We start from the raw sequence: 12,832 nt of genomic DNA on the forward strand, positions 1-12,832 counted from the left end.
TGTGGCGCAGGACGGGCAGCACGCGCAGTACGGCCGCGGGGAACCCCTCGGTGCGTCGTACCGTCTCGTCGAACTGCTCGGGACCGGGGCGTCCGGCGAGGTCTGGCGGACCGAGCACACCGCGACCGGTGAGCAGTTCGCCGCCAAGCTCCTGCGCGCCGAACTCGCCGCGGAGCCCGACGTCGTCGAGCGGTTCGTCCGCGAGCGCTCCGTGCTGCTCGCCCTCCGGCACCCCTCGATCGTCCGGGTGCGCGACCTCGTCGTCGAGGGCGACCGGCTCGCGATCGTCATGGACCTGGTCGGCGGCGGCTCCGCGCGGGACCTGCTGCTCGCCGTCGGCACACTCCCCCCGGCCGACGCGCTGACGATCACCGCGGAGACCCTCGACGCCCTCGCCGCCGCGCACGAACAGGACGTCAGCCACCGGGACGTCAAGCCCGACAACGTCCTGCTCGACTCCGCATGGACCGCGGGCAGCACGGGTGCCGTCCGGGTGTCGGACTTCGGCATCGCGTCCGTCGTGGCCGAGCGGGACCGCAAGACGACCGGGCTGCTCGGCACGCCGCAGTACATGGCGCCGGAGTCGATCAGCCAGGGCCGGTCCGGTCCCGCCTCTGACGTGTACGGCGCCGGCGTCATGCTCTACGAGCTGCTGTCCGGGCGGACGCCGTTCGCCGGACCGGGCACGGACTTCGCGGTCGCGTACCGACACGTGACCTCCACCCCGCCACGGCTCGACGTGCCGGACCCGCTCTGGGTTGCGCTCGCGTCGCTCCTGTCGAAGGACCCGGCCGCGCGTCCCTCCGCCGTCGACGCCGCGGCCACGCTCCGCCGCCTGGCCCGGTCGCTGCGGGAGGCGCCCGCCCTGCCGCGGGCTGACGACCCCGAGTCGTTCGACGAGGTCGAGCGACCGGCCACCGTGGTGCGCGGTGGGTCCGGCGCCGCGGGTGGCACCGGTGGTGTCGGCGGCGGCGCTCTCTCGGCGAGTGCATCCCCGGCCGTGGGCGACGGGGACGCCGGCAGCGCGCTCGCAGCCGTCGACGCCGGCCCCGAACCCGAGCTCGGGCAAGCCGCTTCGCAGACCGTCATCCGACCCCTCGCCCGCCCGCCGGTCGCCGTCGCCGCAGCCGAACCCGAGCCGCACCGACGCCGCTTCCGTCGACCGGACTGGCTGACGAACCGGATGCTCGCCCTCGGCGTCGTCGGGGTCGTCCTCGTCGTGGTGCTCGTCGTCGCCGCCGTCGTGTGGCTGCCGGGCGCCGGCCGGGAGGAGCCCGGCGCGGGCACCGGCATCGCGCAGGCAGCGAGCGCGTACCAGCAGGACCGACCGCTCCCCACAGGGCTGACGACCACGCGGAAGGCCGTCGTCGACCCGCAGGCCGGCACCGTCGAGGTCTCGATCACGTACGCCGCGCAGACCGCACCGCTCAGCGGACCGCTGCTCGAGGTCGTCCCCGGCGCGGACGAGGACGCCGACTGCCCCGTGGTGACGTGGAGCGGCGAGGGCGTGACCGCCAAGCGGAACCAGCCGTCCCTGACCGGGGTCGACACCGCGTGCGCGTGGAGCCTGACGGGGGTCGAGATCGAGGCCGGCGGCTCCGTCACCGTGCAGGCCTCCGTACCGCAGGACGTCGTGGCGGCCGGTGACTCGGGGGCGGGCGTCACGGGGGCTGGCGGTTCGGGGTCTGGCGGTTCCGGGCTGCAGGAGTGGCTCGACGCCGTCGGTGCGGCGACCACCGCAGCGGTGACCGACCAGGAGGTGACCGGTACCGCGTACCCGGTGCAGCGCCTCCAGGGTGTCGACGTCCGCACCCCCGACCGCACCGTCAGCCAGACCACGCTGCCCGTGACGCTCGTGCCCGTGTGGCCGAGCGGTGCGGACGAGCTGAACCCGCTGTACCGCAGCCCGAGCGCCGGGAAGCCCTCGGAGATGCTGACGGACGTCGCGGGTGGTGAGTCCGGCGTGCGGTTCGCCGACGGCTGCTCGGGGGCGCTCGCGGTGTCGTCGGACGGGCTCGTCGTGACCGCGCTGTCGGTCGCGCCGTCGTGCACGGTGCGGGCGACCGTGGGGAACTTCACGAACCTCGAGAGCCAGCCGTTCGGGATCACGACGCGCGACTGACCGGCAGGCCGCGGTCTCGGCGGGAGCCGCCCGGGCGGTCGGTATGGGCGCGGAACCGACAGATCAGCCCGGGACGTCCGCGGTGATCTGTCGGTTCGATGCCTGAGTCCGGCTCTGGCCTCGGCCCCGGCCACGGGGCGCGCCGGGCCGTGCCGGCCCGACCGGGTTGGGCCGGGCGGCTGTTCCGGGGGTGGGCGGGCCGGGTCAGCGCGCGGCGGACGCCGTCTGCACGAGCCGCACCGCGCCTCCCGAGGCCGCGTACCCGCGCCCGGTCGTCAACGCGACCGGTGAGCGGCGGGGCAGCGTGACCCCGAGCAGCTCACCGTCGTAGTCGACGTCCGGCTGCAGGAGCACGCCACAGCGGGCCTTGCGGACCGCGCGGGTCCAGTGGCTGTACATCGAGCGGAGGTCGGCGGACCGACCCGCGGCGACGACGCAGAGGCCGGGACGTTCGGTCGCGAGGAGCGACGCGATGCCCTGGTCGCCGTCTTCGAACCGTTCGGCGTCGTCGATGAGCAGCAGCACCGGTCCACGCTCGAGCCGGAGGCCGGCGAGCAGCGCCGGGACCTCGTCGGCACCGACGGCGAGACGGTCGACCGCCCCGGTGTCGAGCGCGCTCGCGAGCGGTGAGCGTCGGTCGCAGACGGCCCACACGGCGGGTCGGGTGCCCTCCGCGCTCCGTGCGGCTGCGGCCAGGGCGAGGAGCACCGAGGACTTGCCGGAGCGCGCGGGTCCGGCGACGAGGACGTGCTCGCCGTCGTACACCTCGAGCACGGCGGTGCCGAGGTCGTCCTCCGCGATGCCGACCGGGAGCTGCCACGGCTCGGTGTCGAAGCGGGCGGGGACGGCGAGGTCGGTGACCGCGACCGAGCCCGGGAGCCGACCGACCGCGCTGGCCTTCGGCGTGACGTCGCCCCACTGCTCGCGGACCGCGCGGACGGCCTCGGCGAGGGAGCCCGTCGGCGTGCCCACGTGCGACTGCAGCTTCGCCGTCGAGTCGATGAACCGGCCGGGCACCGGCGGCGGGACGTCCTTCGCACGGACGCCGATCGTCGCGTAGTCGTACGGGTCTGCGAGGCGGAAGAGCCACTTCTGCGTCGTCACCTCGTCCATCGCCGAGGGAACCGCCTTCGCGCGGGTGGTGGACACGGCGAACGAGATGCCGAGTGCCGGCCCCTCGGCGTAGACGCGGTAGAGCGCGTCGAGGAGCTGCTGTCCCTCGAAGTCCTGGTACTCGTCACGGAGCGCCGCCAGACCGTCGAGGAGCACGACCGCCCGGCGGCCACCGGGCGCGGCACGGCGACGGTCGAGCTCGGTGCGGAGGTGTCGGAGCATGCGGGTCTGCAGCTCGGCAGCGCCGGCGCCGGACCCGACGTAGGCGCTCGTGTGGGGCAGCTCCGCCAGGGGCGCGAGGTCGCCGGCGCCCATGTCGAGGACGAGCAGGTCGAGGTCGTCGGGGCTCGTCGTGCGGGACAGCTGCAACGCGATCGAGGCGAGGGCCGTGCTCGTCCCGCTGCCGGGGATGCCCATGAGCATGAGGTTGCCCTCGGCGAGGTCCCACCCGGTCCGGATCTGCCGCTGGTTGTCGGGGTCGTCGGCCAGGGCCACCGGGACGAGCGTCGGCGCCGGGGACGCACCCGTCGGTTGCATGGCGTCGGGAGCCGGCAGGAGCGCGTCGAGCGGGACCGAGGCACCGAGCGCTTCCGGCCAGATCGGACGTGGCGGCGCGTACCCGGCCTCGTCGTTCGCCGTCCGGATCGCGTCGATGAGGACGTCGAGGTCGGTGAGGTCGTTCGACGCCGGTGCGGAGAACGCCACGGGTGCGGGGACGCCGAAGACGTCGGTGGGGCGGACCGTGACGGGCTGTTCGGCGCGGGCATCACGGGCCCGACCGGTGACGAGCGCGGTCTGCACGGGCGTGATGTCGTCCTGGCCGAGCTTCACGTAGGCGCGGCCGGTCTGCTGCCGCCCGATGCCCGCGGCGGACGGCACACCGATGACGTTCGTCGAGTCCTCGCGGCTCTGCACGCGCAGGGCCACGCGCATGTTCGTGTTCGCCAGGATGTCCTCGCTGACCACTCCGGCCGGTCGCTGCGTCGCGAGGACCATGTGCACGCCGAGGGTACGACCGACCGCGGCGATCGCCACGAGGGACGTCAGGACGTCCGGGAAGTCCTTCGCCAGCATCGCGAACTCGTCCACCACGAAGAGCAGTCGCGGCATCGGCTCGGTCGGCCCCGTCGCGAGGTAGGCGTCGAGGTTGTCGATGTCGGCACCCGCGGCGGCGAACACCCGCTGGCGTCGCCCGAGCTCGGCCTCGAGGGCGCGGATGGCCCGGTCGGCCAGCTGCTCGTCGAGGTTCGAGATCGTGCCGATCGTGTGCGGCAGCCGTTCACACGCGGCGAACGCGGCGCCGCCCTTGAAGTCCACGAGCAGGAAGTTCAGGCGGGTCGGGTCGTTGCGCGCGGCGAGCCCGGCGACGAAGGACCGCAGGAACTCGCTCTTGCCGGAGCCCGTCGTCCCACCGACCAGGCCGTGCGGGCCGTCGCGCACCAGGTCGATCTCGAGGACGCCGCTCTCCGACGAGCCGATCGGCGTCGAGAAGCCGGTCCGGGCCTCCCAGGCGGCGCGGATCGCCGCGGGACCGGTGGGCTCCCCTGCCGAGGCAGGTGCGTCGCTCGCGAGCAGGTCGGGCAGCCGCACGAGCGACGGCAGCGAGGCACCCGGCACCAGGAGTTCCGGGTCGTCGAAGTGGGCGACGTGCCGGGCGCACTGCTCGGCGTCGACCGGGCTGAGCCCGGCGAGCACGACGTCGTCGACGCGGGTGCGGTCCTCCGGGCGGTACACGGTCGCGGCCGCGTCGGCGCCCACGGTGATGATCGTCGTGCACGCCGCGGGGAGCTGCTGCTCGTTCGTCGCGATGACGATGCCGCTCACCCGACGGGGCCGCTCGCCGGGACGACGGACCTGGCCGAGCGCGGCCCGTCCGTGGCCGAGCAGGCTCCGGGCGGGGGCGTCGCGCCCCTCGGTGAGGACCTCCGAGTCGATGAGGACGAGGAGCTCCGGCGTCGGCAGTTCGTCGATGGACTCGCGCAGGCCGCGGAGGACCGCGGCGCCCTGGTCACGCTGCGCGGACATCCACCGCTGACCGGTGCTGCTCCCCGCGACGCGGGTGTGCGGCAGCCAGGAGGCCCAGGACCAGTCGTCCTCGCGGCCGCGGTCGCAGAACACCCCGACGGTCAGGTCCGCGGGTCCGCAGTGCACCGTCGCCTGGACCAGGAGGCTCCGGGCCAGGGCGAGGGCGCCCTCGCGGTCGCCGACGATGCCCACGACGCCGGCGTCGCTGAGGTCCGCGACGACCGGGGCCGCCGTCAGCTTGCTCTCCTCGATCGCGGACTTCGCCGCCTCTTCCAGCTTCATCTGCGTGGCGCGGGAGTCGAGTTCGGGACGCCAGGGCGCGTCACCCGTGCCCGCGTGCAGGCTGAGGAAGTCGACGTCGTCGGCCCGGCGCTGCCACAGGGTGGTCGCGGGCAACAGCGCACGGCGGACCACGGTCGCCGGGTCGGGGACGAGCTCCTGGCGACGAGCGGCCTCGATCGCTGCGGCAGCGGCGATCTCCCCGCTGAAGTCGCGGACCGCCTCCGCGAAGCGCTCGTCCTCTTCCTTCAGGTTCTTCGCGCGCCGGTGCTTCTGCTCGAACCACATGCCGATCGCCGTCACGGGACTGAGCAGGGCGAAGAGCGCGAAACGGGCGTCGCCGAGGAGTGCGACCATCGCCCCGGCGAGGACCAGCGGAGCGGCGACGGTGATCCAGCTGAACTTCGACGCCGGCGGCACGTCACGCTTGCTCGGCGGTGACACCGGTTCGACGTCCCGGTTCCGTCCGGGGCGCGGGGGCCGGTTGAACGGTGCCGTCGCCGCGGGTGTGAGGTTCGGGAGCGACCCCGGAGCGGGCACGGGCGTCTCGTGCAGATCCGGTCGCACGAGCAGCACGGCACCGCCGACGATGACGCTCGTGCCGACCTCGACGAGCACGCCCTCCTCGTCGAGCCGCTCCCCCGCCACGACGGTGCCGTTCGTCGACCCGGAGTCCCGGATCCGGACGCCGTCGTCCTCGAGCTCGAGCGTGCAGTGCTCCCACGAGGCGCTCTCGGTGGGCAGGACCAGGTCGGCCTGCGGTGCCCGACCGACGACGAGCCTCCTGGACCGCGGGATCGGGACGACCGGGCCGGTGTCGAGGCCGCCGGCGAGGGTGACGGTCCATCCGTCCACCAGCTGAGGCCGTTCCTCCGGCGTGCGCGCGATGCGGGAACCCTCGAGCAGGACGAGGTCGCGGAGCGGGGTGTCCACGCTCGTCCGGTGTCCGTCGACCGCCAGCGTCGTGCCGGGCTCGAGGGTGATGCCGGCGGCCCGGACGAGTTCACCGAGGCTCGACGCGGCGGCCCACCCGTCGACCTCGACCGCTTCACGTCGGTCGTCGAGCTCGATCAACAGACGCATCAGCGCGCTCCTCCTGGTCGTGCGGTGGGTGGGTGTCCGACATGCAGTCGGCCGGCCGGACTGCCCGCGCCTCGTCGGCTCGTGGCCCGCCCGGCCCTGTGGTCGCCGGCTCCGTCAGTCGGCGGTCGAGTCCTCGAACCACACGAGGGACGCGGTCGGTTCCGCCGTCGCCGGGCGGAGTCCGAGGGTCTGCGACGTAGCGGCGAGCACCGTCGCGTCCGTCCGCAGTGCCTGCTGCTGCCGGAAGTCCAGTGCCGGGCCGGCGATCCCGTCACCGGCGTCGAGCCGCAGGGACGACAGGGCTTCCGTGACGGCCTCCGGGTCGTCGCTCCGCGCAGCGCCCACGGCCCGCACGAGTGCCACGACCGCATCGTGACTGCGCGAGTCGGCGGCCCAGGAGACGGCGGAGAACGGCTGGTCCGCGGTGAGGTTCTGGGCGTCCGCGTCGTCCGCGAGCACCCGGACACCGCCGAGGAACGCGGACATGGCGCGGCCCTGCTCGTCGGAGGTGAGGGCACGGGCGTCGTCGGTCGCGACACCCGCCGAGACGAACGACCCGGACAGGCTGCCGTCGGCGTCGGCCAACGCCGCGCCGAACGCGGGGCTGGTGGCCTGCGGCGTGAGCACCACCGGGACCGTGACGTCCGCCGACTGCAGCGCTGCGACGAACGCTCCCTGTCGTGCCGCCGATCCGCTCACGACGACCGCGTCGGAGTCGGCGGGCACCACGGCGTCCGCGTCGTCACCAGCAGCGGGGGTGGCCGTGACGGCGCCGGTCCGTTCCGCGACGGTGGTCGCGAGGGCGGTGTCGTCGGTGCCGTCGGGAGCGGTCATCACGTGCGCGACCTCGAGGCCGGACGGAGCGCCGCCACCGAGGTCGACCAGGAGCGGCGACTCCGCACCGCGCAGTGCCTGTTCCATCGCCGCGCTCACCGAGTCGGGCGAGGGCGCGGTCGACCACGAGTCGGTGCCGCTCCGGGCGTACGGGAGGACCACCGGGACGCCTGCGTCCGCGGCGGCCTCGAGCGCACCGGAGACGTGCGCTCCCGACGAGGCCACCACGATGCCGGCGACACCGCTGTCGACGAGCGCCTCGACGGCGCGTTGGCCGCCGCCGGCGCTGCCGCCGTCGTTCCGGGTCACGAGCTGGACGTCGACTCCGCCGAGCGTCAGACGGCGCTCGGCCACCAGGGCGCCCTGCGCCGCCTCGTCCCACTCGGAGCCCTCGCCGTTCCCGAGCGTGACGACGACACCGATCTTCGTCCCGTCGGGGACGTGCGCGACCCGGAGCGGGACGGGGACGGTCGCAGGGACCGCCTCGGCCGCCGGGGTGTTCCGGTCCACCACGAACACGACGGCTGCGAGCACGACGGCGACGACGAGCACCGCGACCGCCACGATGGCGAGGGGCTGCCGTGGGCCGCGGGCGTCCGGGGTGGTGTCGACGGCCTGGTGCGTCATCGTGCGTCCCCGATGGTGAAGGTGTACAGCGTCGTCGAGGTCGCGCCCTCCGGCACGTCCATGCGGAACGCCGGCAGGGTCGTGGCCGCGTCGAGGGAGGCCCGGAACTGCTCCTGCTGCAGCAGGATGCCGGACACGTCCTCGGCGCGGACGTTCGCGTACCCGGCGGCGTTCTGCGACGCGAGGGCGAGCTGGTAGTCCGCGGAGTCCGACTTGGCCGCGCTCGTGGCCATCGCGCCGAGGATGCCGGAGCCGTTGACCTTCCGGTCGCCGAGGTCGAGCATCACGCGGTTGAGGTCGCCGGTCAGGAGCGTGCGCGCGCCTTCGACGTCGCGGGTCGAGGCTGTGGTGCTCGCGTCGATCCGCGCGAGGCTCTGCTTCGTCTGCTCGTCGACCGCGCTCGCCAGGGCGGTGTTCTCCTGCTCGAGTTCGCCCTTCTGCTGGTCGATCGTGCCCTTGGCACCGGAGGTGACGTCCGTCGAGGTCGCGCGGAGGCCGGCGATGGACTGGTCGAAGGCCTCGAGCACCGCCGAGTTGCTCGTCTGCGCCTGCTTCGAGACGTCGCGGACCTGCTGGTCGATGAGGTCGTCGATCTTCTTCGACGTCTCGGCATCCGCCTCGGCGAACGCGTCCTTGACGTCCTGCCCGAGCGCGTCCTGCTCCAGCTTCAACTTCTCGAGCTCCGCCTTGACGTCGTCGCCGGCCTTGTTCGCCTCGACCGACGCTGCCCGCAGGGCGTCCAGGGTCCCGGTCGTGCTGGTGTCGGTGACGTCGATCGTCTGGACGGCCTTCTGCCGGGCGGCCTCGGCTTCGTCGAGTGCCGTCCGGAGAGCAGAGACGATCGCGCTGATCCCGGCGTCGCCCTCCTCGAGATCGGTGCTGTCGATCACGGCGTCCCACTCGCGCGCCTGGACGGCGAGGCGCTCGTTCAACGGCGTGCCGTAGCCGAGCGGCATGGTCAGGGTCTCGCCGTCCTCGGGTCGGCATGCGGTCTTCGTCAGGTAGGACCGGAGCTCGTCGGCCTGCTGCTCGCTGAGCCCGGGGCCCCTGGGCAACAGCCCCGTCGGGTCGGTCGGTGCGATCATCTGGCAGATGCGCCTCGCGAGGGCCGCGGTCTGACCCTGCACGGAGAGGTCACCGGCGGACGCACCGAGTTCGCCGATGGCCCCGCGGGCGCCCACCGCACGGTCGTGCACGGCATCGATCGCTCGGAGGAGCGGATCGACGGCAGACCGAGCGTCCTGGATCCGGTCCTCCAGAGTGCCCAGGGCGACCTCGCGCTCCGCCACGCCTCCTGATGACCCGGCTGCCAGATCAGCGAGCACCTCGTCGATCGCGGCGAGCTGCGCGTCGAGGCGACCGTAGCTGTCGATCGCTTCCTGTGCCTGTTCCGGCTGCAGGCTCGCTGCGAGCTCCGCACCGGTGGTGACCAGGTCGGCGAGCGCCGTCGTGATCGTCGTCGACGAGGCGAACAGCGCGCAGGTGAGGGAGGAGCGGCTGGCCTCGACGGCGCACTTCTCGGCGGTCGGGTCGCTCGGGCCGACCGACGACGCGAGCTGCGTGCTCACCTGCTGCTTGCAGGCCTCGCTCGCGTCCGCGTACCCGGCGAGCTGCGCCGACACCCGGAGGAGGTTGCCGTAGACACTGGCCCCGCCACTGGCCGGCTTCGGCTCGGCAGCGCACCCGTTGCCGTCGATCGCCGGCGTCGGCACCGTGGCCGACGTGTCGCCGAGGAGCGCGTCGAGACTGGTGGTCGTCTCCTGCAGCTGCTGGAGCACCGTGGACTGGGTCGCGCCCACCGTCGCACCAAGGTCGGTCTGCAGCGAGCCGAGCTGCCCCGACAGGGACTGCATGGTGCTCGCGAGCGAGGTGCTGCTGTCCTGGAGCCGCTCCGCCGTCCGCACGCCGAGCGTCGCCGACGTCGTCTCGAGGTTCGAGCGGACCTCGGTGATCGTGCCGCCTGCTCGCGCGAGGACCTCGTTGACCTGGGAGATGAGGTCGATCGTCCGGCGCTGCAGTGCGAGCTCGGAGTCCGTCTCGGACCCGAACGCCGCGTCCATGACACCGGTGGACGACAGGTCGGTCGTCACCCCGGGCTGCGCCGCCAGGTCGAAGGAGGGTGCCGCGAAGTCCTCGACGTCCGCCACGAGGTGGAGCGTGCTGCTCGCACCCGAGGTCGGCGGAGCCAGGAGACGGCCCCACTGCACGACGGCGTCGCCGTCGCCGTTCGCGCTGACGACCCCGTCGGTCGCCGTACCGGCGTCCGCGGTGTCGGTGACGACGCGGTTCGGTGCGGTCCCCGTCAGGACCGTCGACGCGGCGATGCTGAACGGCGCACCCACGAGCGCCGGGGTCGTCCGGGAGGCGCCCGCCACGTCGTAGGTGAGGTTGCGCGAGCGGACGGTCAGGTTCTCGACGGTCAGGTCGATCTCGACCCGGCCGGAGTAGCCGGCGAGGTCGGCGAGGTCGGTGCCGCTCTTCTTCGCGGTCGTGTACTGCGTCGTCACGCGCAGGGGGAGGTCGGTGGCGGCCTTCGCCGCCTCGTGCTCCGTCACCGCGGACGACGAGCCGTCGTTGCCCACCGAGATGGCGGTGTCGGAGATCGTGGTGATCGATCCGTCCGCCGCCAAGCGTGTGTCGACGGTCTGCAGGACGCGAGACGGGTTCTCCACCGCGCGGTCCGACGACGTGCAACCGGCCAGGACGACCGCTGCCGCACCCGCCATCGCCACCACGGCGAGCGCGCGACCGTTCCTCGTGCGTACCCCTGGATGCTGCATGCGCAACGACATTGGCGATCGTCCCCCTCAAGAACCGACAAGCGACTCGATCCTAACCGGGCTGCAGCGCCGGGGTACGACTGTCCACAGGCCCGCGGGTCCCCCGTTCGGGCGACACGACAGACGGAACTGCAGTCACCGATGCGCGGTGGTCACGGCCCCTCGGACGTCGCACCGGACGGGGCACTCCTCCGTTGATGCCGTCGGAGGTGACGAGCGCGGAGGAACCGGAGATGCCCGCCCAGCGTGGCGCTGCCGAACGCACTGAGGACGTGACTGGGGATGAGCACGAGCCAGACACCACCCGCCTGACGACTGGAGAACATGACGGCGAGCATCGAGAGCACCAGGACCGGGCCACCCACGGCTGCACGACAGGCGAGGAAGACGCCTCCCACGAGGAGGATCCCTCCGGCGACTCCCTCCGAAGCGACCGAGAGCACCCCGCCGACCCGATCGCCGATCTGGAGAACGGGGAAGAGGACTCCCATCACGATCGCGACGACCGCCGCCACGAGCGCGATCGGCTGCTGCCGCGCACCGGCGTCTCCAGGCGTCTTCATGCGTTCCTCTCCGTCGTGCATCGTCCCAGGGTCCGGAGCGTGGCGGATCCCCGGACCCACTCCTCGCCGAACGTCATCGTCGTTGCGGTGACCGCTTCCTCGGATCGATCGTTCCGCCCTCGTCGGCCCGAACGCAGCTCCCCCGCCTAGGGGAACGTGCGCGTCGCGCGGAGGAGGGCGTGGAGACACCTGTAGTACGCATCGGTCGTGGGGACGTCGCCGGTTCCGTCGGGCTTGACGACGTGCAGATCGCTCATCCCGCCGGCCCCGGTGTTCGACGCCGAGTAGATGGTGCGGTAGGTCCGTCGCCGCCCGAGGTACGTCGGTTCGTCGCGCAGGGCTTCCGCCTGTCGCAGGTAGAACGGCTGGGCCTCCTGCATGCCCATGCGGCACATGAAGCCCGCCATCTCCTCGCACAGAGCGATGACGCGATCGCGCTTCCTGTCAGCTCTCGACATGGTTCCTGCTCATGGGTGCATCTTCCGGCCGACGTGCTCCATCACGGCTCTCACCGGACGCGGCGCTGCACCGCTTCGGAGAACGCCAGCACGAGTGTGCCCAGTTCACTCGAGAAGGGCCACGTCTCGGAGACGAGTCGGGCAGCACCCTGGACACCGCTCTGGTACGCCGTGCTCCCCGGGTCCTGAGCTACGGCGACGGCGAGACCGCGGCGCACGGAAGCGACCTGGTCAGTCGACGCGGCATCCGCGACACCGCGCTCGTCGAGCGCCCTGATGAGCTCGGTCAGGGTCATGTCCACTCCACTCGTCGCAAGGTCCGGGACGTACGTCTGGCGATCACGAACTGACCAGCGGGAACCCGGCGAGGAGGCCCGCAGCGCCTCGACTCCGGAGCCCACAGCTCACCGCGGACCGCCGCCCTTCTGGTTCACCCATCGTAGGAACCGCGATCGTCGATACGTGGACGCGGTCGCTTCCCCGAGAGCGTTCATCAGCCGGATCAGCGTTGCAGAAGCGCCCCAGTCGATCGAGCGGTCGTCGTTCATCACCGGCTCGTCGGACGGGCCGGCCCTGCCCGCCGAGGCGAGTTCGAACAACTCCACGAAGGCCAGGCGGGCAGCATCACCAGTCGGCGCGTCGCCCAGCAACGCCGCACGTTCCCTGAGGTAGGACGCGGTCTCGTTCGCACCGTTCTCCTGGAACACCGGGACCAAGTCCTCACAGATCGCCGCCACCTCGCGTTGACGAGTGGCGCTGGTCCACGGTCTCGGTGTCAGGAGAACAAGAATCGACGACGTCACGCTTGCCCGCGGATCGTGATCGCGAGCGATCGGAACAGATCCGAAGGCTCGATGTCGGGTGAGCCGTCCGGGTGAGCGAGGTGACGATCGGGCAGGGACCGCGAACCGCCGGTGAGCAGCCCCTGGACGTCCCGCAGTGTCGGGC

At 72.9% G+C, this 12,832-nt stretch carries 8 protein-coding genes; 1 reads left to right on the top strand and 7 read right to left on the bottom strand.

All coding sequences use genetic code 11. The annotated features are described in order from the left end of the window. Position 1 precedes the first annotated feature (1 nt). Complete coding sequence (locus DEI91_RS10855; protein ID WP_111052320.1) at positions 2–2,122, top strand: serine/threonine-protein kinase; 2,121 nt, start codon at positions 2–4, stop codon at positions 2,120–2,122. 204 nt (positions 2,123–2,326) lie between these two features. Here the strand turns inward: DEI91_RS10855 and DEI91_RS10860 are convergent, their stop codons facing one another. The 7 genes from DEI91_RS10860 to DEI91_RS10890 form a co-directional block, all read right to left on the bottom strand. Continuing rightward, a complete protein-coding gene (locus DEI91_RS10860; protein ID WP_111052321.1) occupies positions 2,327–6,622 on the bottom strand; it encodes an FtsK/SpoIIIE domain-containing protein in 4,296 nt (1,431 codons plus the stop codon). Positions 6,623–6,736: 114 nt separating this feature from the next. Then, positions 6,737–8,083: an ABC transporter substrate-binding protein gene (locus DEI91_RS10865; RefSeq protein ID WP_111052322.1), complete on the bottom strand. Its 1,347-nt coding sequence runs from the start codon at positions 8,081–8,083 to the stop codon at positions 6,737–6,739. Continuing rightward, a complete protein-coding gene (locus tag DEI91_RS10870) occupies positions 8,080–10,755 on the bottom strand; it encodes a hypothetical protein (protein WP_146244276.1) in 2,676 nt (891 codons plus the stop codon). The genes DEI91_RS10865 and DEI91_RS10870 overlap by 4 nt, the downstream gene beginning before the upstream one ends. Positions 10,756–11,015: 260 nt before the next feature. Beyond that, positions 11,016–11,426 (bottom strand): hypothetical protein, encoded by a 411-nt coding sequence (locus DEI91_RS10875; RefSeq protein WP_181439575.1) that lies wholly within the window; start codon positions 11,424–11,426, stop codon positions 11,016–11,018. A 146-nt stretch (positions 11,427–11,572) separates the two neighbouring features. Beyond that, positions 11,573–11,884: a hypothetical protein gene (locus DEI91_RS10880; RefSeq protein WP_111052325.1), complete on the bottom strand. Its 312-nt coding sequence runs from the start codon at positions 11,882–11,884 to the stop codon at positions 11,573–11,575. A 50-nt stretch (positions 11,885–11,934) separates the two neighbouring features. After that, positions 11,935–12,180 (bottom strand): hypothetical protein, encoded by a 246-nt coding sequence (locus DEI91_RS10885; protein WP_146244277.1) that lies wholly within the window; start codon positions 12,178–12,180, stop codon positions 11,935–11,937. Between the two features lie 108 nt (positions 12,181–12,288). Next, positions 12,289–12,591, bottom strand: a complete 303-nt coding sequence (locus tag DEI91_RS10890) for a hypothetical protein (RefSeq protein WP_146244278.1) — start codon at positions 12,589–12,591, stop codon at positions 12,289–12,291. Between the last annotated feature and the right edge of the window lie 241 nt (positions 12,592–12,832).

This window comes from Curtobacterium sp. MCBD17_032, assembly GCF_003234855.1.
Taxonomy (GTDB): Bacteria; Actinomycetota; Actinomycetes; order Actinomycetales; family Microbacteriaceae; genus Curtobacterium.

Coding starts and splice junctions, on each gene's coding strand:
- DEI91_RS10860 (WP_111052321.1), bottom strand. CDS start 6,622: ATGCGTCTGTTGATCGAGCTCGACGACCGACGTGAAGCGGTCGAGGTC.
- DEI91_RS10865 (WP_111052322.1), bottom strand. CDS start 8,083: ATGACGCACCAGGCCGTCGACACCACCCCGGACGCCCGCGGCCCACGG.
- DEI91_RS10875 (WP_181439575.1), bottom strand. CDS start 11,426: ATGAAGACGCCTGGAGACGCCGGTGCGCGGCAGCAGCCGATCGCGCTC.
- DEI91_RS10880 (WP_111052325.1), bottom strand. CDS start 11,884: ATGTCGAGAGCTGACAGGAAGCGCGATCGCGTCATCGCTCTGTGCGAG.
- DEI91_RS10885 (WP_146244277.1), bottom strand. CDS start 12,180: ATGACCCTGACCGAGCTCATCAGGGCGCTCGACGAGCGCGGTGTCGCG.